The sequence below is a fragment of the Polaribacter filamentus genome (genome assembly GCF_002943715.1).
Taxonomy (GTDB): Bacteria; Bacteroidota; Bacteroidia; order Flavobacteriales; family Flavobacteriaceae; genus Polaribacter; species Polaribacter filamentus.
In genome coordinates, this window is the sequence record NZ_MQUA01000014.1 from 209,996 (window position 1) to 231,998 (window position 22,003).

At 34.3% G+C, this 22,003-nt stretch carries 13 protein-coding genes and 2 tRNA genes; 7 read left to right on the top strand and 8 right to left on the bottom strand.

Annotated features, from left to right (window positions below):
* Positions 1–480: 480 nt before the first annotated feature.
* The 3 genes from BST83_RS17640 to BST83_RS17650 all read right to left on the bottom strand — a co-directional run bounded on the left by BST83_RS17640 (position 481) and on the right by BST83_RS17650 (position 3,110).
* Positions 481–1,359: an IS982 family transposase gene (locus BST83_RS17640; protein WP_104808411.1), complete on the bottom strand. Its 879-nt coding sequence runs from the start codon at positions 1,357–1,359 to the stop codon at positions 481–483.
* Between the two features lie 173 nt (positions 1,360–1,532).
* Positions 1,533–2,147, bottom strand: coding sequence for a 50S ribosomal protein L25/general stress protein Ctc (locus tag BST83_RS17645; protein ID WP_104811073.1), 615 nt, complete (start codon positions 2,145–2,147; stop codon positions 1,533–1,535).
* Between the two features lie 21 nt (positions 2,148–2,168).
* Positions 2,169–3,110, bottom strand: a complete 942-nt coding sequence (locus tag BST83_RS17650) for a ribose-phosphate pyrophosphokinase (RefSeq protein ID WP_104811074.1) — start codon at positions 3,108–3,110, stop codon at positions 2,169–2,171.
* 127 nt (positions 3,111–3,237) lie between these two features.
* Here BST83_RS17650 and BST83_RS17655 point away from each other — a divergent pair.
* A tRNA-Leu gene (locus tag BST83_RS17655) sits at positions 3,238–3,319 on the top strand.
* A 395-nt stretch (positions 3,320–3,714) separates the two neighbouring features.
* On the opposite strand, the gene BST83_RS17660 is transcribed toward BST83_RS17655, so the two are convergent.
* The gene (locus BST83_RS17660; protein WP_104811075.1) at positions 3,715–4,758 is read right to left on the bottom strand and encodes an IS5 family transposase; all 1,044 of its coding nucleotides are present in this window, start codon (positions 4,756–4,758) and stop codon (positions 3,715–3,717) included.
* Between the two features lie 288 nt (positions 4,759–5,046).
* Positions 5,047–5,496, bottom strand: a complete 450-nt coding sequence (locus BST83_RS17670) for a transposase (RefSeq protein WP_104811354.1) — start codon at positions 5,494–5,496, stop codon at positions 5,047–5,049.
* Positions 5,497–5,694: 198 nt separating this feature from the next.
* Here BST83_RS17670 and BST83_RS17675 point away from each other — a divergent pair, with 198 nt between their 5' ends.
* The 3 genes from BST83_RS17675 to BST83_RS17685 all read left to right on the top strand — a co-directional run bounded on the left by BST83_RS17675 (position 5,695) and on the right by BST83_RS17685 (position 15,127).
* On the top strand, positions 5,695–6,159 hold the full coding sequence (locus tag BST83_RS17675; protein ID WP_104811076.1) for a hypothetical protein: 465 nt from the start codon (positions 5,695–5,697) through the stop codon (positions 6,157–6,159).
* A gap of 106 nt (positions 6,160–6,265) precedes the next feature.
* The gene (locus tag BST83_RS17680; RefSeq protein WP_104811077.1) at positions 6,266–14,206 is read left to right on the top strand and encodes an Ig-like domain-containing protein; all 7,941 of its coding nucleotides are present in this window, start codon (positions 6,266–6,268) and stop codon (positions 14,204–14,206) included.
* Between the two features lie 42 nt (positions 14,207–14,248).
* Complete coding sequence (locus BST83_RS17685) at positions 14,249–15,127, top strand: PorP/SprF family type IX secretion system membrane protein (protein ID WP_170062820.1); 879 nt, start codon at positions 14,249–14,251, stop codon at positions 15,125–15,127.
* An 87-nt stretch (positions 15,128–15,214) separates the two neighbouring features.
* On the opposite strand, the gene BST83_RS17690 is transcribed toward BST83_RS17685, so the two are convergent.
* The 3 genes from BST83_RS17690 to BST83_RS17700 form a co-directional block, all read right to left on the bottom strand.
* Entirely contained in the window at positions 15,215–16,219 is a 1,005-nt protein-coding gene (locus BST83_RS17690) for an IS3 family transposase (protein WP_104811079.1), read from the bottom strand.
* Between the two features lie 16 nt (positions 16,220–16,235).
* Positions 16,236–16,460: a helix-turn-helix domain-containing protein gene (locus BST83_RS17695; protein WP_104811080.1), complete on the bottom strand. Its 225-nt coding sequence runs from the start codon at positions 16,458–16,460 to the stop codon at positions 16,236–16,238.
* Between the two features lie 488 nt (positions 16,461–16,948).
* Positions 16,949–17,022, bottom strand: a tRNA-Asn gene (locus BST83_RS17700).
* A 183-nt stretch (positions 17,023–17,205) separates the two neighbouring features.
* Between BST83_RS17700 and BST83_RS17705 the strand changes: the two genes are divergently transcribed.
* The 3 genes from BST83_RS17705 (at position 17,206) to BST83_RS17715 (ending at position 21,996) form a co-directional block, all read left to right on the top strand.
* A complete protein-coding gene (locus tag BST83_RS17705) occupies positions 17,206–19,938 on the top strand; it encodes a 2-oxoglutarate dehydrogenase E1 component (RefSeq protein ID WP_104811081.1) in 2,733 nt (910 codons plus the stop codon).
* A gap of 131 nt (positions 19,939–20,069) precedes the next feature.
* A complete protein-coding gene (gene odhB, locus BST83_RS17710) occupies positions 20,070–21,275 on the top strand; it encodes a 2-oxoglutarate dehydrogenase complex dihydrolipoyllysine-residue succinyltransferase (protein WP_205853618.1) in 1,206 nt (401 codons plus the stop codon).
* 142 nt (positions 21,276–21,417) lie between these two features.
* On the top strand, positions 21,418–21,996 hold the full coding sequence (locus BST83_RS17715; RefSeq protein ID WP_104811083.1) for a Crp/Fnr family transcriptional regulator: 579 nt from the start codon (positions 21,418–21,420) through the stop codon (positions 21,994–21,996).
* Positions 21,997–22,003 lie beyond the last annotated feature (7 nt).

The following is a 22,003-nucleotide window of genomic DNA, read 5'->3' on the forward strand; positions in this document are numbered from 1 at the left end:
TTGTATGAAAACTCAAGGTGAAGTAAAAAGATTAAACGTATGGAACAAAACCAAAACTATAAATCTTAAAGAAAGTACTTTGGCTAATATATTAAGGAGATTTCTAGTGTCAAATCTGATAAAATATCTTGCACTAAGACACAAAGGGTTACCCCTGCACAAAATTTTACAACCCTAAATAAAACATAGGCAAGATATAATGCTTCATCTCTTGTATACATAGTGTTAACAAGGTTTTTAGCTGATAGCGACCACACTAGGGTATTTCTGAGGTTCAGGTGCAAAGAACCTTAGGGTTATACCCTATCTCACGAAGACCACCCCTCAAAAGAAAACCGATATTTTTAAGAGCATAATCTTAGAAATTAAATAATTTAAGACCGTTGCAAGGTGAATATTTTATTCCCAAAGTTCAGAGATTTTTATCTTCTCCACAACCTTTTGTGTTGATCACAAAATAAATAATAACCCGTTGTGCATTTAAACAATATTGACTTTTAAATTGTTTATATTCCTATTAAAAACAAATTTGTTAATGTATTGAATGATAGTTAGTGCTGTTAATTTTGAGAGAATTCTTGTCTTAAAACCTTCAAAAGTTTTCGCATAATTATTCCGTATTTTAAACTGGTCACAAAGTTGAGAAAACAAGGTCTCAATTCGTTTTCTTTTCTTCCTAAAAATATACGTTTGTTTTTTGTAATTCTGTTGATTTTTACGCATTGGAACTTCTAATTTAATTTGTTTACTCTCAAATAAATCTAACTGATAGTCAGCACTTAGGTATCCTTTGTCCCCTAAAACCACACAGTTATTAAACTGATTTTTAATGTCTTTTAAATAATGAATATCATGTACAGAAGCTTTGCTAATATCAAAACTTTTAAACACGCCATCAATAGAACAAACAGCATGTATTTTATAGCCATAATAATGCATGTTTTGACTAGCACAATAACCTCTATTTGGGGCTGAATAAAAGTACTCTTTACAAACTTTACTTCTCCCGCTTCTTGAGAGTTTTACAATCTCCAAAGGCATACTATCTACTACATAATAGTTTTCAAACTCCGTGAACTTATTGGAGAGTTGAGTTCTTATAAATTCAATGGCAAAAAATAATTTTCGCTTCCGTTTATTGTAAACTGATCGCTCTATTTTAGCAAACAAATATTCTGGAATATCCCGAAACAACTGACATTCACTGTCTATACCCATATATTCTGCTGTTAAATTCATAGCGATTAATTCAATGTCTTTTAGTTTTGGTTTCCTGTTTTGACGTAAAAATTGTTCCTTTTCTGTAATTGTGGCTAAGACTTCTAAAATTTTATCGTAATTTGCTCTAAAGTTATTCATCGTATTTAATCGATTGATTGTCAATTAAATATACGACTTTTAATAGTCAAATGAATAACTTTTTTAACTATTTATAATGCACAACGGGTAATAATACTCTTTTTATATAAATTCAGGACAAAAAAAAGCGTTACAGATCTGTAACGCTTTTTATAATTTATAGCTCGCAAAGATTACTCTGCTGCAGCTTCTTCTGTAGCTTCCTCTGTTTCTGTTTCTGCTTCTTCATCTTCTATTAAAGTTGCATTACGTGAAGTTCTTACTTGGACTACAACAGTATTATCTGGATGCATAAATGTGTAATTATCGTTAGATAATGAAGTTACAAATAATTTATTTCCAATTTTTAATTTAGAAATATTTGCTGTTACAAAATCTGGTAAATTAGCTGGTAATGCTTTTACTTTTAATTTACGGTTTGTAAAACGCAAAGAACCACCATTTAATACTCCTAAAGAAGTACCTTCTAATTGAACTGGAATATTCATAGTAATCTCCTTATCATCAAATAATTGATAAAAATCTACATGTAAGATTTTTTCTGATACTGGGTGAAACTGAATATCTTGCAAAATTGCAGCTATTTTATGACCATCAACGTCAAGGCTTGCTGTGTATACATTTGGAGTATAAACCAAGCTTTTAAACGCTTTTTCTTCTGCTGAAAAGTGTATTGGTGATTTTCCCCCGTATATAACGCAAGGAACCATACCAGCATTACGTAAGGCTTTAGTTGCTACTTTGCCCACGCTTTCTCTTTTTGATCCTTTAATTGTAATTGATTTCATTACTTTGTTTTATTAATTATTTTACATTAAAAATTGATCACTAATTGAAGTGTTGTCTTGCACTTTGTGCATAACATCCGCAAATAATGGCGCGCAAGATACTACTTTTATTTTTGATGTCTCTTTTTTAAGCGGAATACTATCAGAAACAATCAATTCTGTTAATCCAGAGTTTTCTATCTTTTCATATGCATCACCAGAAAGTATAGGGTGTGTGCAAATTGCACGCACACTTAAAGCTCCTCTTTCCATCATTAAATTAGCCGCATGCGCTAAAGTACCACCTGTATCAATCATGTCATCAACCAAGATAACATTTTTTCCTTGAACATCTCCAATCAATTCCATGTGACCAATTACATTCGCTTTTATTCTTTGTTTGTAACAGATTACAACATCACATAATAAGTGTTTCGAGTAGGCATATGCTCTTTTAGAACCGCCCATGTCTGGAGATGCAATTGTTAGATTTTCTAAGTTTAATTCCTTAATATAAGGCATAAAAATAGTAGACGCGAATAAATGATCTACTGGTTTTTCAAAAAACCCTTGAATTTGATCTGCATGTAAGTCCATGGTCATAATTCTTGTAGCTCCTGCTGATTGTAATAAGTTCGCTACTAATTTTGCTCCAATAGCTACTCTTGGTTTGTCTTTTCTATCTTGTCTTGCCCAACCAAAATATGGCATAACCGCTGTAATATGTCTTGCTGAAGCTCTTTTTGCGGCATCTAACATTAATAACATTTCCATTAGGTTATCTGCATTTGGAAATGTAGAACCGATAATAAAAACGCGTCTTCCACGAACAGATTCTTCGAATGCTGGCTGAAACTCACCATCACTGAAGTACGTAGTATCTACTTTACCTAAAGTTATATTGTATTCTTTTGCAATTTTCTCTGCTAAAACTATACTTTGCCTGCAAGCAAATAATTTTGGGGATAATTGATTTTTAGACATTTAATTGAAATTTTGTTGTGTTGTTGTTAGCTAACAAAAGTAGAAATAATTTATTGAGTGTGAAATAATTCTTTTCAGTTTAAAATACTAAAAATATTTAGTAGATTTGTGAACCAATTAATTACTTGCTCAAGTGGCGGAATTGGTAGACGCGCTGGATTCAAAATCCAGTACTTTCGGGTGTGTGGGTTCGATTCCCACCTTGAGTACTTAAACCGTTGTTAATCTTTTGATTTTCAGCGGTTTTTTATTTTTATAGACTTTAAATTTCCGACCTGTTTCCGACATTTTTTAAAAGCTTGCTATTTACAGTGCATTCCTTTCACTAATCCTGAGAGTAGCAATCGCTTGCTATCTTGTAAATAATCTATTTGTAACCTATAATATTAGTAATTAGCTAACAAGGTTAGAGAACTAAATAAAAATAAACTAGAGCAGCAACTAATAAAAACCTGAAAAAATCCGAGAAAATTAAGACCGTTGCAAAAAGCGAACTTAATTAATTTTACTTTTTAGAGTTCCCTTTTTTTTAGCTAAAACATCGATTATGCTATTTTTTTTCTATTTTAAGTGAGTAAATGCCTTTTTTAGGCTTCATTTTTCCTTAATTTTTACAATTAGACGCAAATATCCCTGGACTTCGATATAAATTGTAGCACATTGCCTCCATCAAATTTTGTGCTTGCATTTTTTTCATCCCTCTATATCTTGCAATTCCACCTTTAAACCATAATTTTATTCCTCCAAAAGTACGTTCAACTTTAAACCTTGTTTTTCCTATTAATTTATTGAATCTAGTTTCCCATTTTGTTAACGGTTTATTTTTTACCGCCTTTTTAAGGATATGATTCTTTAAATTACGCTTCTTTAAAATCGCAACATTTTTCTTTGATTGGTACCCTTTATCTGCCTTTAGAGGGATGTCTTTTGGTAATACCACATTTACAGTTTCTAGAACTTCCTCCAAATTTGCAATCTCATTTTTGCTCGCAGTTGTGGTTAGTACTCCTAGAACGAGTCCTTCGTTATCCGTTACATGATGCTTTTTAAACCCAAAATGGTACTTTCCTCTTTTCTTTAACCAAGTACCCTCTTTATCGACACTATCTGGATATTCTTTGTGTACTTCTACTTGGTCTGCACAGCGGTCTTCGGTTACCTTAAAATTTGTTTTTCCTTTTGGTCTAAGTGGCGTATCTATTACACTAGCGTCTATTATTAAACCTGTTTTTACAATGATATTATGTGCATCTAGCTGTTTGTTTATGGAGGTAAATAATTTTTCGAAGGTTTGTGTTTTGGTTAATGCGGTTCTAAACCTACTTAAAGTACTATGATCTGGAGCAACCTGTTCAATGGTCATCCCACAAAAATAACTAAAGGAAAGACTGTCATTTATTCGGTCTTCAACTTCATAATCGCTTAAACCATACCAACTTTGTAAAAGACACATTTTAAAAAGTAATGTCCCATCATAAGAAGGCTTGCCAGTGGCACTTTTTCCTTTTAAATAATCATTATTTATTAGGATAGAGATCGTATCCCAATCGATAAGGGTGTTTATTTGGGTGAAAAATGTCTTTTTAATTTTTCTTGCTCGTAAATCGCAAATGCTATCGGCTAAAGTTGGTTGTTTTTGTATTTTCATACACTAAATTTACAACTTAATATACTTACAATTAAATATTTAACATAAATAATTACGTGTTATTTTTGTGCTTTTTATTAGGTACTTCCTTGCAACGGTCTTAATCTGTATATTTTTGTGATTTCACTAAGGGAAGTATTCAAACTTTCTAAGCTGATTTTTCTTTTAGAAAACATTATGGCTATTTTGTTGATTAACCCTATCTGATTTTCAGTGTAGATGGTTAATGTATATTCTTGTTTCATTTTTTGTTATTGTATTTTTATAAATTTCAAACCCGTTGTGTATTTAAACAATATTGACTTTTAGATTGTTTATATTTCTATTAAAACCAAATTTGTTAATGTATTGAATGATAGTTAATGCTGTTAATTTTGAGAGAATCCTTGTCTTAAAACCTTCAAAAGTTTTCGCATAATTATTCCGTATTTCAAACTGGTCACAAAGTTGATAAAACAAGGTCTCAATTCGTTTTCTTTTCCTTCTAAAAATGTACGTTTGTTTTTTGTAATTCTGTTGATTTTTACACATTGAAACTTCTAATTTAATTTGTTTACTCTCAAATAAATCTAACTGACACTCACTGTCTATACCCATATATTCTGCTGTTAAATTCATAGCGATTAATTCAATGTCTTTTAGTTTTGGTTTTCTGTTTTGACGTAAAAATTGTTCCTTTTCTGTAATTATGGCTAAGACTTCTAAAATTTTATCGTAGTTTAAACTAAAGTTATTTATTATATTTAATCGATTGATTGTCAAATAAATACTCGCCTTTTAATAGTCAAATAAATAACTTTTTTTAACTATTTATTATGCACAACGGGTTTGAATTGATTTTTTTTACTAATTTCACGCCCTTAAGGTGTAATTATTAAACTATTAACTAAATCTTTATAAATAAAACCACTTCTTTTAAATCAGAAAATTAACATTATGAACAAAAAACTCCTCAACAAAGGTGTGCACTCCTTGTTTAATATATTAGGCACATTGCTATTTACGCTAATTTTAATTCCTCAAAATATTGCTGCGCAGAAATCAATGTCAGATCAAGACCAAATAATCACTAAATGCATTACAATTGAACAATTAGAAGCTAAAATACCTGTTGATGTGAAAGCTCAAATGAGTGAGTATTATATTCTAAACAGTGGTATAAAATTTTATTTTTCTTCAACGTTTGAAATTTCAAATAAAAAAACATCATTAATTAGTAAAGGAGAAATTAGTTTAAATAAACCATATTTTTTATTTCACACATTAAATATAGATAATGAAAAGGCATTTGTTAGATACTACTTCATTTATAGCTATAACGATGTTGAAACCACGGTGCCTATCACAATTGAATTTGTGAAGAATAATTTTTTGTGGCAGATATTAAATTATAAAATATAAAAATGTAGATTATGTTAAAAAAAATACTAGACCAAATACTATCTTAAAATTACTACTTCTGTTTGCAATATTTATTGTAGAATTTGCAGTTGCTCAAAATGTTGTTATGAATAATGGCTCTAGAAGAGTTGGTGATGGGATTGAAAACTCAATCAATAGCTCAGGGAACATGCAACAACCATTTTATTATAGTTCAGATAGTAATGCATGGCGTCAATTAACATATAGTAATTACCCATTAGACATAAGATGGGGTGTTGGAGGAGATGGAGTAAATGACTGGAATATCAATGGAAGTAAACAAGATAATCCTACAGTTTCAAATATTGTTTATGATTATTCAGGATTTACAACAACAAATGCAGGTACTGGTGAAGGTTATGGAACAATTAAATTTACAGGGAATATTACTGTTGATGGAAAATTGTTTTTAATTCAAAATACATATTCCTTAGGATCATCAGAAGGCTTTTTTCAAATTAATGTTAAAATAACCAATGTTAGTGGTGTAGATGCATCAAATGTTAGATTATGGGTAGGTACTCGTGACGACTGGGTTGGAAATACAGATAGCCCAACAAAAGAAAGAGGTAATTTGGTAGATGGTGCTTTTCAAATGATAGGAGCCACTAATGAGCAAGCAAAAGCAATTAAAGTTTTAACAGCTGATGAGGCTATTTTAGTTTATAGTAATTCAAATAGAGCTTATACCACTATAGCACATTATGGTCCTTTTAGTAATGCGACTGATAAAGATCCAGCTACAAACGCTATTACCGAGACAGGTGACGGATCTTACGCTATGTATGTTCGATTTAATGATTTAGCATCAGGAGAGAGTGACGAATTAGACTGGTATTATGCCTCAGGAACATTAGCAGAGATAGATGATATTATTACTGATGTAGCTGCAGCATCAGCAGCAGTTGGTAATATTTCATATACTACAGCAGATTACACCTACTCTTTTTCACAAAATGGCACAAGTTATTATACGGTTGTTGCAGAAGGTTCAACAGCACCAACTGATGCTCAAATAAAAGCAGGGGTAGATTATACAGGGGGCATAATTGTGACAAGTGGTAATGCTACCACAACTGCCAGTGTGAATACAGTATACAATTTAACAGGACTTAGACACAACACAAACTACGATATATATGCCGTTACAGAGTGGGATAATGGAGGGCTTGAATTTTCTTCAATTAGCACTTCAAATTTCACAACTTCTTCACTCCCCCTAACCATCACAGGTCTTACAGGAGTAGATAAAGAGTATAATGGCACAACAGCTGGAACAGCTACTGGAACAGCTGCCTTATCTGGTGTTATTAGTGGAGATGATGTTGCTCTTGGAGGTTCTCCAGTATTTACTTTTACTTCTGCTAATATAGGAACAGGAATTACAATGAATACTACTGGCTATACGATTTCAGGAGTTGATGCATACAAGTATAGTTTATCGCAACCAATACTATCGGCAGATATTACTCCAGATACACCGCCTACAGTAACAATCACAAGTCCGGTTGCAAATCCAACAAATAGCACATTTACAACGACCTTTACTTTTAGTGAAGACGTTACCGGTTTTGTGATTGGAGATATTACTTTAACAAATGGAGCTGCTTCAAACTTTACTGCAACTAGTAGTTCGGTTTACACAGCCCTGATTACACCAACTGCTGATGGAATTGTAACGGTTGATGTTGCTGCTGATGTAGCAAATGATACTGCTACGAACGGAAACACAGCTGCTGCACAATTTAGCACGTTATATGACGCTACAAGTCCGACGGTAACGATTACAAGTCCGGTTGCAAATCCAACAAATAGCACATTTACAACGACCTTTACTTTTAGTGAAGACGTTACAGGATTTGTTATTGGAGATATTACTTTGGGCAATGCAATAGCTTCAAACTTTACTACCACTAGTAGTTCGGTGTACACAGCGCTGATCACACCAACTGCTGATGGAATTGTAACGGTTGATATTGCTGCTGATGTAGCAAATGATGCTGCGACAAACGGAAACACGGTTGCAACTCAGTTTAGTACAACCTATGATGCGACAAGTCCGACGGTAACGATTACAAGTCCGGTTGCAAATCGTACAAATAGCACATTTACAACCACCTTTACTTTTAGTGAAGACGTTACCGATTTTGTGATTGGAGACATTACTTTGGGCAATGCAACAGCTTCAAACTTTACTACCACTAGTAGTTCGGTGTACACAGCATTAATCACACCAACTGCTGATGGAACTGTAACGGTAGATATTGCGGCCGATGTATCAAATGATACTGCTACGAACGGAAACACAGCTGCTACACAATTTAGCACGTTATATGACGCTACAAGTCCGACGGTAACAATTACAAGTCCGGTTGCAAATCCAACAAATAGCACATTTACAACGACCTTTACTTTTAGTGAAGACGTTACAAGTTTTGTGATTGGAGATATTACTTTAACAAATGGAGCTGCTTCAAACTTTACTACAACTAGTAGTTCAGTTTACACAGCATTAATTACACCAACTGCTGATGGAATTGTAACGGTTGATGTTGCTGCTGATGTAGCAAATGATACTGCTACGAACGGAAACACAGCTGCTACACAATTTAGCACGTTATATGACGCTACAAGCCCGACGGTAACAATTACAAGTCCGGTTGCAAATCCAACAAATACTGCATTTACAACGACCTTTACTTTTAGTGAAGACGTTACAAGTTTTGTGATTGGAGATATTACTTTGGGCAATGCAACAGCTTCTAACTTTACTACCACTAGTAGTTCGGTGTACACAGCATTAATCACACCAACTGCTGACGGAATTGTAACGGTTGATGTTGCTGCTGATGTAGCAAATGATGCTGCTGCGAGCGGAAACACAGCTGCCACACAATTTAGCACGTTATATGACGCTACAAGTCCGACGGTAACAATTACAAGTCCGGTTGCAAATCCAACAAATAGCACATTTACAACGACCTTTACTTTTAGTGAAGACGTTACCGGTTTTGTGATTGGAGATATTACTTTAACAAATGGAGCTGCTTCAAACTTTACTGCAACTAGTAGTTCAGTTTACACAGCCCTAATTACACCAACTGCTGATGGAATTGTAACGGTTGATGTTGCTGCTGATGTAGCAAATGACACTGCTTCAAACGGAAACACAGCTGCTACACAATTTAGCACGTTATATGACGCTACAAGCCCGACGGTAACAATTACAAGTCCGGTTGCAAATCCAACAAATAGCACATTTACAACGACCTTTACTTTTAGTGAAGACGTTACCGATTTTGTGATTGGAGATATTACTTTAACAAATGGAGCTGCTTCAAACTTTACTGCAACTAGTAGTTCAGTTTACACAGCCCTGATTACACCAACTGCTGATGGAATTGTAACGGTTGATATTGCTGCTGATGTAGCAAATGATACAGCAACCAATGGAAATACAGCTGCAACTCAGTTTAGTACAACCTATGATGCTACAAGCCCGACGGTAACGATTACAAGTCCGGTTGCAAATCCAACAAATACTGCATTTACAACGACCTTTACTTTTAGTGAAGACGTTACAAGTTTTGTGATTGGAGATATTACTTTAACAAATGGAGCTGCTTCAAACTTTACTGCAACTAGTAGTTCGGTGTACACAGCCCTAATTACACCAACTGCTGATGGAATTGTAACGGTTGATGTTGCTGCTGATGTAGCAAATGATACTGCTACGAACGGAAACACAGCTGCTACACAATTTAGCACGTTATATGACGCTACAAGCCCGACGGTAACGATTACAAGTCCGGTTGCAAATCCAACAAATACTGCATTTACAACGACCTTTACTTTTAGTGAAGACGTTACCGGTTTTGTGATTGGAGATATTACTTTAACAAATGGAGCTGCTTCAAACTTTACTGCAACTAGTAGTTCAGTTTACACAGCCCTAATTACACCAACTGCTGATGGAATTGTAACGGTTGATGTTGCTGCTGATGTAGCAAATGATACTGCTACGAACGGAAACACAGCTGCTACACAATTTAGCACGTTATATGACGCTACAAGTCCGACGGTAACAATTACAAGTCCGGTTGCAAATCCAACAAATAGCACATTTACAACTACCTTTACTTTTAGTGAAGACGTTACCGATTTTGTGATTGGAGATATTACTTTAACAAATGGAGCTGCTTCAAACTTTACTGCAACTAGTAGTTCGGTGTACACAGCATTAATCACACCAACTGCTGATGGAATTGTAACGGTTGATGTTGCTGCTGATGTAGCAAATGATACTGCTACGAACGGAAACACAGCTGCTACACAATTTAGCACGTTATATGACGCTACAAGCCCGACGGTAACGATTACAAGCCCGGTTGCAAATCCAACAAATAGCACATTTACAACGACCTTTACTTTTAGTGAAGACGTTACCGATTTTGTGATTGGAGATATTACTTTAACAAATGCAACAGCTTCTAACTTTACTACCACTAGTAGTTCAGTTTACACAGCCCTGATTACACCAACTGCTGATGGAACTGTAACGGTTGATGTTGCTGCTGATGTAGCAAATGATGCTGCTTCAAACGGAAACACCGCTGCAACTCAGTTTAGTACAACCTATGATGCTACAAGCCCGACGGTAACAATTACAAGTCCGGTTGCAAATCCAACAAATAGCACATTTACAACGACCTTTACTTTTAGTGAAGACGTTACAAGTTTTGTGATTGGAGATATTACTTTAACAAATGGAGCTGCTTCAAACTTTACTACAACTAGTAGTTCAGTTTACACAGCATTAATTACACCAACTGCTGATGGAATTGTAACGGTTGATGTTGCTGCTGATGTAGCAAATGATACTGCTACGAACGGAAACACAGCTGCTACACAATTTAGCACGTTATATGACGCTACAAGCCCGACGGTAACGATTACAAGTCCGGTTGCAAATCCAACAAATACTGCATTTACAACGACCTTTACTTTTAGTGAAGACGTTACCGATTTTGTGATTGGAGATATTACTTTAACAAATGGAGCTGCTTCAAACTTTACTGCAACTAGTAGTTCAGTTTACACAGCCCTAATTACACCAACTGCTGATGGAATTGTAACGGTTGATATTGCTGCTGATGTAGCAAATGATACAGCAACCAATGGAAATACAGCTGCAACTCAGTTTAGTACAACCTATGATGCTACAAGCCCGACGGTAACGATTACAAGTCCGGTTGCAAATCCAACAAATACTGCATTTACAACGACCTTTACTTTTAGTGAAGACGTTACAAGTTTTGTGATTGGAGATATTACTTTAACAAATGGAGCTGCTTCAAACTTTACTGCAACTAGTAGTTCGGTGTACACAGCCCTAATTACACCAACTGCTGATGGAATTGTAACGGTTGATGTTGCTGCTGATGTAGCAAATGATACTGCTACGAACGGAAACACAGCTGCTACACAGTTTAGCACGTTATATGACGCTACAAGTCCGACGGTAACAATTACAAGTCCGGTTGCAAATCCAACAAATAGCACATTTACAACGACCTTTACTTTTAGTGAAGACGTTACCGATTTTGTGATTGGAGATATTACTTTGGGCAATGCAACAGCTTCTAACTTTACTACCACTAGTAGTTCGGTGTACACAGCCCTAATCACACCAACTGCTGACGGAATTGTAACGGTTGATGTTGCTGCTGATGTAGCAAATGATACAGCAACCAATGGAAACACAGCTGCCACACAATTTAGCACGTTATATGACGCTACAAGTCCGACGGTAACAATTACAAGTCCGGTTGCAAATCCAACAAATAGCACATTTACAACGACCTTTACTTTTAGTGAAGACGTTACCGGTTTTGTGATTGGAGATATTACTTTAACAAATGGAGCTGCTTCAAACTTTACTGCAACTAGTAGTTCAGTTTACACAGCCCTAATTACACCAACTGCTGATGGAATTGTAACGGTTGATGTTGCTGCTGATGTAGCAAATGATACTGCTACGAACGGAAACACAGCTGCTACACAATTTAGCACGTTATATGACGCTACAAGTCCGACGGTAACAATTACAAGTCCGGTTGCAAATCCAACAAATAGCACATTTACAACTACCTTTACTTTTAGTGAAGACGTTACCGATTTTGTGATTGGAGATATTACTTTAACAAATGGAGCTGCTTCAAACTTTACTGCAACTAGTAGTTCGGTGTACACAGCATTAATCACACCAACTGCTGATGGAATTGTAACGGTTGATGTTGCTGCTGATGTAGCAAATGATACTGCTACGAACGGAAACACAGCTGCTACACAATTTAGCACGTTATATGACGCTACAAGCCCGACGGTAACGATTACAAGCCCGGTTGCAAATCCAACAAATAGCACATTTACAACGACCTTTACTTTTAGTGAAGACGTTACCGATTTTGTGATTGGAGATATTACTTTGGGCAATGCAACAGCTTCTAACTTTACTACCACTAGTAGTTCGGTGTACACAGCATTAATCACACCAACTGCTGACGGAATTGTAACGGTTGATGTTGCTGCTGATGTAGCAAATGATGCTGCTGCGAGCGGAAACACAGCTGCCACACAATTTAGCACGTTATATGACGCTACAAGTCCGACGGTAACAATTACAAGTCCGGTTGCAAATCCAACAAATAGCACATTTACAACGACCTTTACTTTTAGTGAAGACGTTACCGGTTTTGTGATTGGAGATATTACTTTAACAAATGGAGCTGCTTCAAACTTTACTGCAACTAGTAGTTCGGTGTACACAGCCCTAATTACACCAACTGCTGATGGAATTGTAACGGTTGATGTTGCTGCTGATGTAGCAAATGATACAGCAACCAATGGAAACACAGCTGCTACACAATTTAGCACGTTATATGACGCTACAAGCCCGACGGTAACAATTACAAGTCCGGTTGCAAATCCAACAAATAGCACATTTACAACGACCTTTACTTTTAGTGAAGACGTTACCGATTTTGTGATTGGAGATATTACTTTGGGCAATGCAACAGCTTCTAACTTTACTACCACTAGTAGTTCAGTTTACACAGCCCTGATTACACCAACTGCTGACGGAATTGTAACGGTTGATGTTGCTGCTGATGTAGCAAATGATACTGCTACGAACGGAAACACAGCTGCTGCACAATTTAGCACGTTATATGACGCTACAAGTCCTATTGTTCCAGTCATTCTTGGTATTGACACCTATACTTGTTCATCGATTACAAGAAATACTGGTGATAACACTTTAGTATTTAATGGTTCTGCTGAACCTGGAACAACGGTCGAAGTATTTGTAAGTATTGTTTCTGTAGGAACTACAACTGCTGATAACACGGGTAATTGGATTTTTGATCATTCCAGTACAGTTCTTGATGATGGTGTTTACAATATTACGGCAACTTCGACAGATACCTCTACAAATAAAAGTAAAATGTCTGCAACTTTTATCATTATAATTGATACCAAAGATTTTGATGAAGATGGAATTCAAGATTTCTGTGATGACGATGATGATAATGATGGAGTATTAGATGCTGATGACAATAGTTATTTACCAAACCCTGACCAAGCGGATACCAATAATAATGGAATTGGAGATGCGCAAGAAGATTGTGACAATGACGGAATTTTAAATTATTTTGACACCGATAATGCGAGCTGTCAAGGAAGCATTGTGATGAAAAAAAAATATGGGATCTCTCCAAATGGAGATGGTATTAATGATACTTGGGGAATTGAGAACATTCAATTATATCCAAATAATGTAGTTCGTATTTATAACAGATCTGGAAAAGAAGTCTATGAAATGAAAGGCTATAACAATACTTTTGATGGTTTTTCTAACAAAATAAACTCGACCAGAAAATTACCTGTGGGAGCTTATTACTTTATAGTAGAATTTAATACTCCTGAAGCCAAACCAGCCAAAGGATGGATATATATCAATTATTAATTATTAAAAATGAATTGCAACAAATTTTTAAACATAGAAAACATGAAAAAATTTATATATATATCGATCCTAATTGCTATTTGTACTGTACAAAATAGTTCAGCGCAGCAAGATCCAAATTTCACCTTGTATAACTTTAACATGAACATCATCAATCCTGCCTATGCAGGAAGTTTGGATATCAAAGAAATTAACATTGGTTACCGAAGTCAATGGGTTGGTATTAGTGAAGCCCCAAATACGCAAATCTTAAACTACACAACCCCTTTAGAAAACAATTTAGGGCTTGGGATTTCTGTTGTTAGAGATCAAGTATTTGTATTGAACGAGACAGATATTGCCTTAGATATTTCGTATAAACTAAAAATTTCTGAAACCCATGATTTATACTTTGGTGTAAAAGGAGGCGCTTCTATTATAAATATTGATTTGACCAATGCAGGTTCTAGTGTTGAAGATCCTTTGTTTGCAAGGAATGAAAGTTTTTTGAATCCACAGTTTGGAGCAGGAATGTATTTAAGACATGATGACTTTTACTTAAGTATCTCTTCTCCTAATTTTTTAAACGGAAAGAGATATGAAAAACAAGGAAACGTTCCAAGGGCAGCAGTAGACAATTTACATATGTATTATGGCTTTGGATATCATTTTGATGTTTCAGACAACCTAAGAGTCACTCCAGGAATTATGCACAGAAATACAGAAGGAGCTCCACCATCTACAGATATCAATGCGACTGTTAAATACAATACCATTCAAGCTGGAATGAATTATAGAATTGATGAAATGTATTCAATATTTACCATGTTTAACATTGTAGAGAACATTCAATTTGGTACAGCTTATGACTTTACAATCTCAAAATTTAATCAAGTAAATGATAATGGATCAATGGAAATAATGATTAAATTTCAGTTTTAAATAGAAATAGCTAATAAAAGTAGCTTTCCCATCTACGAAGGCTACTGTATTATACTGATATAGGTTGACCTTTTTTTTATATTAATTTCAATTTTTACCGAAATTTAGTTTATTTTTCCGATATGACTTATACTTAATATTCGGATTCAAATGGACTTCGGCAGGTTTTCTTAAACCGAGGCTAAAAAGGGTTCTTAAATTGTTGTAAATATATACTACTTGTTTCGTGACTTCTTGAGCAATGTTAGTGTTTTTAATACAGTTTCTAAGTCCATATTCATATTTTAAAGTTCTATTAATTCGCTCTGCAATTGCATTTTCATACGGGTCATATTGTTCAGTTATACTTATCATGATGCCATTTTCTTCTGCAAAGGCTGTATATTTAGGATTACAGTATTGAGAACCTCTATCAGAATGATGTATGAGTCTTTTGTCGCGGTATTTTCTATTTTTAATAGCCATTTCCAGTGCTTCTGTGCAAAGTGATGTCTTTATATTGTTATCTAGTTTATACCCCATAATTTGCTTAGAATAAGCGTCTGTAACAATTGCTAAATAATTATGTCCATTGTCGGTTTTAATGTATGTTATATCGCTTACCCAGAGTTGTTCTGATCTATTGGGTACTTGGTCTTTAATTAGGTTTTTATATTTTCTAAATTGATGATTGCAATTTGTTGTTGTAATGTAGTTTTTGAGTTTGGGTACCAGTAAATTATGAAGTCTTAAAACGTCATAAAATTTGTCTCTTCCTATTTTAATTTCCTGATTTATAAAACCTTGTTTAAGTTCTGCATAGCGCTTAATTCCACCAGTTCTCTGTGCAACTACTTTACGATAATCTTGAATCATTATGATAATTTTCTCATCGTTTAGTTGTTTGTTTTCTTGTGCTTTAAGTCTTTTGTAGAAGGCTTGTTTACTAATCCCAAAACATTCATAGAACCATTTTCTTTTAAACGGTTTTTCTTTTTTAGTGCTATCTCTTTTGCTACTATTTTGGGCAGCGACTTTTTTGATAAATCGACACCTGTAATGATCTCCATATCGGCAATAATATCTTGCTGAAAGTCTTTGATAAACTCCAATGCTTTAATACGATCTTTTAATTTTTTATTTCGTCTAGTTTACTCATTCCTGTATTTTGTTGCACTAAAGTACTATATTTTTTAATCCAATAGCCAATAGTAGTTCTAGGTATATCATATTTTTTAGAAGCGAAGTTGGTTGAGATCTGACCATTTTGAATTTGGTCAACAACGAATAATTTAAGCTCTAAAGTTACTTTTTCGTAAGTTTTTTTTCGGCAGTGTTCATTTTGTGTTTTCATAAGTGACTATAATTAAGTGTTTAATTTTTAGTCAACCTATTTCAGGAAAGTACATAAAACTTGGGATTATCTGGTTGACTGTAGATATAATGCTTCACCTTAATCATCATTTCTTCCTTGGAAATGTTAAAATCGTAATATGTTGATTCATTTAAAAGTCAGAATAGAAACATCACAAATTAATGCGGAAAAATAAGGTGACTTTTTTAATTATGGTGTTAATGTAAATATAAAAAATAATAACTGGTATATTTTATTTATAAAAAGAATGATTCATAGAATAAATAGTACGTTCTGTATATGAGTAGGTTACCCCGTTTGTACGCGCACCATCAAACATTTAAACCCTATGCGTTGTGATTAATTTTGACTATTAATGTGCAAATTTTCTCTGCATAAAAAAGGTTCCAAGACTGAATGTCTTGAAACCTTTACTACTTTCTTAAAAACAAAAAAGCCTTAACAAATTAATGTTAAGACTCGTTTTGCTCCCTCTCTTGGGCTCGAACCAAGGACCCTCTGATTAACAGTCAGATGCTCTAACCAACTGAGCTAAGAAGGAGTTTGCCACACAAATTTTTATGGTTTGTGTTTAGCGAGTGCAAATATAAATTTTTTTGGAACATTGCCAAATACTTTTTAAACTTTTTTCAATAAAATTTTAATAATTATAAATAAGTCCTTATTACTAAAATTCGTATTTTTGTCCGAATAATATGCTTCTAATAGAAGCGCAAACTATTATATGGACAAATTTTCGTTCTTAAACGCAGCACATACTGGCTTCATAGCCGATTTATACGATCAGTATCTCATACATCCAGATTCGGTAGAACCAAGTTGGAGGAGTTTTTTTCAAGGATATGATTTAGCAAATGAAAAATATTCTTTAAAAGAAGAAGACGATTCTATAGAAATTCCGCAAGAAGTTAAAAAGGAATTTTTAGTGGTAGATCTTATAAATGGATACAGAACTCGTGGTCATTTGTTTACTAAAACAAATCCGGTAAGAGAAAGAAGACAATATTATCCAAGTTTAGATCTCGAAAACTTTGGCTTGTCTGAAGCAGATCTAGACAAAGAATTTTCTGCTGGTGATGTTTTAGGCCTTGGTAGAGTTAAACTTTCTGACATCATTACTCATTTACAAAGCATTTATTGCGACTCTATTGGAGTTGAATATATGTATATGCGTAATCCTGAAAAATTGAAATGGTGGCAAAATCGTTTGAATGAAAACGACAACCATCCAAAATATAATTCGGAAGCCAAAATATATATTTTAGGAAAGCTAAATCAAGCCGTTACTTTTGAGAGTTTTTTACAAACGAAATACGTAGGTCAAAAGCGATTTTCATTAGAAGGCGGAGAAACATTAATTCCTGGAATTAGTGTGATGCTAAGAGATGCTGCAGAAAAATTTGGTGTTAAAGAATGTGTTTTAGCAATGGCACATAGAGGTCGTTTAAATACATTGGTAAATATATTTAAGAAATCAGTAAGAGATCTTTTTAGCGAATTTGAAGGAAAAGATTTTGAAGATGAAGATATAGATGGTGATGTAAAATATCACTTAGGTTTAACGTTAAGTAAAACCTACAGAAATGGCGCTAAGATTAAAATGAATTTAGTTCCAAATCCGTCACATTTAGAGGCTGTTGCTGCTGTTGCAGAAGGAATTGCGAGAGCAAAAATCGACAGAAAATACAATGGCGACTCTAGTAAAATATTACCGATAATAATTCATGGAGATGCCGCAATTGCAGGGCAAGGTATTGCTTATGAAATAGTTCAAATGGCGAAATTAAATGGTTATAAGACAGGAGGAACTATCCATATTGTTGTAAATAATCAAATAGGATTTACTACGAATTATTTAGATGCACGCTCAAGCACCTATTGTACAGACGTTGCTAAAGTTACGTTGTCACCAGTTTTACACGTAAATGCGGATGATACAGAAGCGGTTTGTCATGCAATGGAAATGGCGTTAGAGTTTAGAATGAAGTTTAAAACTGATGTTTTTATTGACTTATTAGGATATAGAAAATACGGTCATAATGAAGGCGATGAACCTCGTTTTACACAACCAAAATTATACAAAGCAATTGCAAAACATAAAAATCCGAAAGATATTTATGCAGAAAAATTACTTTTAGAAGGTACTATAACAGATTCTCATGTAGATGAAATTACTGCTGAATTTAAGGACATGTTAGAAGTTGAATTTGATGAAGCTAAGAAAGTAGAAAAATCAAAAGTTAGCGAGTTTATGCAATCTACTTGGAAAGGCTATGAACGCCAGCAGCTAGATGCAATGATGCTTGCTGAAGATACAAAATACGATCTTGATAAATTAAAAAATATAGCAAAAGTAGTTTCCACAGTTCCTAAAGACGCAAAATTTGTAAAAAAAGCAGAACGTATTTTAGAAGGTAGAGCTAAAATGACTTTTGAAACCAATCAACTAGATTGGGGTATGGCAGAGAATTTGGCGTACGGCTCTTTAATGGAAGAGGGTTTTAATATTCGTATTTCTGGACAAGATGTAGAAAGAGGAACCTTTTCTCACAGACATGCTATTTTACGTGATGAGGTTACTGAAGAAAGAATCAATTTATTAAATACAAACCCCCATAATAAAGGACAAATGACGATTTACAATTCGTTATTGTCTGAATACGGTGTACTTGGTTTTGATTATGGATATGCAATGGCAAACCCGAATACATTAACAATTTGGGAAGCACAATTTGGAGATTTTTCGAACGGAGCTCAAATTATGTTTGACCAGTATATTTCTGCTGCAGAAGATAAATGGAAATTGCAAAACGGAATTGTAGTTTTATTACCTCACGGGTATGAAGGGCAAGGTTCTGAGCATTCATCGGCAAGAATAGAGCGTTATTTACAATTATGTGCAATAGACAATATGACGCTTGCAAATTGCACAACGCCTGCAAACTTGTATCATTTATTGCGTCGTCAAATGAAACGTAATTATAGAAAACCTTTGATCGTTTTTACACCAAAGAGTTTATTACGTCATGCAAAAGTAATTAGTACTATTGAAGATTTAGCAACAGGTGAATTCCAAGAAGTTATAGACGATACCCTGCAGCCAGATGGCGTTACAAAACTAGTTTTTTGTATGGGTAAATTTTATTATGATTTATTAGCAGAAAGAGAAGAATTACAAAGAGAAGATATTGCTTTGGTAAGAATTGAGCAATTATTCCCTTTACATTTAGAAAAAATTCAAAAAGTAATAGATAGATATCCAAATGTTACAGAATATATTTGGGCACAAGAAGAACCAAGAAATATGGGAGCTTGGAGTTTTATGCTACAGCGTTTTGAGTTGGTAAAATTAACGGTTCGTTCTCGTAAATATTATGCAGTTCCTGCCGCAGGCTCTAGCACAAGATTTAAAAAACGTCATAGAGCTGTGATAGATAGTGTTTTTATTGATGAGTAAGTAGCGTTAAGGATTGAAACGGCATCCTTTTTGTTTTTGATTGAAAAGAAAAAATAAAAAGATACAGAGTAAAGCCTGTTAAAACGCCCAAATAATAAAAAGAATTTTAGATTAAAAAAAATATAGAACTGATGATTTTAGAAATGAAAGTTCCTTCTCCAGGAGAATCAATTACAGAAGTAGAAATTGCAACTTGGTTAGTTGAGGATGGAGATTATGTTGAAAAAGATCAACCAATTGCAGAACTAGATTCTGACAAAGCAACGTTAGAATTACCTGCTGAAGAAAGTGGAATTATCACTTTAAAAGCAGAAGAAGGTGACGCTGTTGCTGTAGGTGCGGTTGTTTGCTTAATTGATACAAGCGCTGCAAGACCAGAAGGTGATGCGCCAAAAGCGGAAGTAAAAAAAGAAGAAAAGAAAGTTGAAGTTAAGGAAACACCAAAGGCGGAAACGTATGCAACCGGAACAGCTTCTCCCGCCGCTAAAAAAGTATTAGCAGAAAAAGGAATTGAAACATCAGCAATTAAAGGAACAGGGAAAGATGGTAGAATAACTAAAGACGATGCTGTAAACGCAGTACCTTCTATGGGAACTCAGCCTGCGAACGGTTCTAGAAATACAGAACGCAAAAAAATGTCTATGTTGCGCAGAAAAGTTGCGGAACGTTTAGTCGCTGTAAAAAACGAAACGGCAATGTTAACTACTTTTAACGAAGTAAATATGCAGCCAATTTTTGATTTACGCACGGAGTACAAGGAAGCATTTAAAGCAAAACACAATGTAGGTTTAGGTTTTATGTCTTTCTTTACATTAGCAGTTGTGAGAGCATTAAAAATGTATCCTGATGTAAACTCCATGATTGATGGAGATTTTCAAATAAGTAATGACTTTCAAGATATTTCTATTGCAGTTTCTGGTCCTAAAGGATTAATGGTTCCTGTTATTAGAAATGCTGAAAACCTATCTTTTAGAGGTGTAGAAAGTGAAGTAAAACGTTTGGCTTTAAGAGCTAGAGACGGACAAATAACAATTGATGAAATGACAGGTGGAACTTTTACGATTACCAATGGTGGTGTATTTAGTTCTATGTTGTCAACACCAATTTTAAATCCTCCTCAAAGCGGAATTTTAGGGATGCACAATATTGTAAACAGACCAATGGCAGTTGATGGGCAAGTTGTAATTCAGCCAATAATGTATGTTGCGCTGTCTTATGATCACAGAATTGTTGATGGTAGAGAATCTGTTGGTTTCTTAGTTGCGGTTAAAGAAGCATTAGAAAATCCTATGGAATTATTGATGGATAACAATCCAGAAAAAGCATTAGAAATGTAGTTTCTTTTTAGAAACAAGACTTTTTAAATATAAAAATCTTGAGCTTTTGCTCGGGATTTTTTTTTGTTTGATAATTAGATTTGCTTCTAGTGTTTTAAAAATATAACTTGGCTACTTTCATATTCAGAAAATTAGTTACAAAATGGATACTCAATTCAAAAATATACATAAAGTTATTTCTACTTATATTGATATTAGTGACGAAGAATGGGCTCGTTATTCCTTGATGTTAGAAGTAAAAGAAATTAAGAAAAAGAGCATTATTCTTAGTGAAGGTATCATTTGTAGAGAGGTTTTTTTTATAAATAAGGGATTGTTGAGAATATTTTTTGTGGATAATAACGGAGAAGAGAAAATGTTTCATTTTGCATTAGAAAAAACCTTTGCCACAGATTACAAAAGTTTTTTAAAGGAAATACTGTCAAATTATTCAATTCAGGCGATGGAAGACACGCAGGTTCTTGTTATGTCGCTTGATATGATTTTGGGTGGTTACAAAATGATTACAAACGGCGAAAAGTTGGGAAGACTTTTAGCAGAAGATTATTTCTTTATGTTTAATGATAAAATTCAGGCGATGTATACACAAAATCCTCTTGAGCGTTACAATGACTTAACCAGCAGTTTTCCTAAAATATTTCAACGAGTACCACAACATGTAATTGCTTCGTATTTAAATATTAGTTCGGTTCATTTAAGCCGCTTAATTAACGCATCTTAATAGCTTT

Excerpts from the sequence above, each read along its gene's own strand:
- BST83_RS17660 (WP_104811075.1), bottom strand. The coding sequence starts at position 4,758 with ATGAAAATACAAAAACAACCAACTTTAGCCGATAGCATTTGCGATTTA.
- BST83_RS17685 (WP_170062820.1), top strand. The coding sequence starts at position 14,249 with ATGAAAAAATTTATATATATATCGATCCTAATTGCTATTTGTACTGTA.
- BST83_RS17680 (WP_104811077.1), top strand. The coding sequence starts at position 6,266 with ATGAATAATGGCTCTAGAAGAGTTGGTGATGGGATTGAAAACTCAATC.
- BST83_RS17645 (WP_104811073.1), bottom strand. The coding sequence starts at position 2,147 with ATGAAATCAATTACAATTAAAGGATCAAAAAGAGAAAGCGTGGGCAAA.
- BST83_RS17715 (WP_104811083.1), top strand. The coding sequence starts at position 21,418 with ATGGATACTCAATTCAAAAATATACATAAAGTTATTTCTACTTATATT.
- BST83_RS17640 (WP_104808411.1), bottom strand. The coding sequence starts at position 1,359 with ATGAATAACTTTAGAGCAAATTACGATAAAATTTTAGAAGTCTTAGCC.
- BST83_RS17705 (WP_104811081.1), top strand. The coding sequence starts at position 17,206 with ATGGACAAATTTTCGTTCTTAAACGCAGCACATACTGGCTTCATAGCC.
- BST83_RS17675 (WP_104811076.1), top strand. The coding sequence starts at position 5,695 with ATGAACAAAAAACTCCTCAACAAAGGTGTGCACTCCTTGTTTAATATA.
- BST83_RS17695 (WP_104811080.1), bottom strand. The coding sequence starts at position 16,460 with ATGAAAACACAAAATGAACACTGCCGAAAAAAAACTTACGAAAAAGTA.
- odhB (WP_205853618.1), top strand. The coding sequence starts at position 20,070 with ATGATTTTAGAAATGAAAGTTCCTTCTCCAGGAGAATCAATTACAGAA.
- BST83_RS17650 (WP_104811074.1), bottom strand. The coding sequence starts at position 3,110 with ATGTCTAAAAATCAATTATCCCCAAAATTATTTGCTTGCAGGCAAAGT.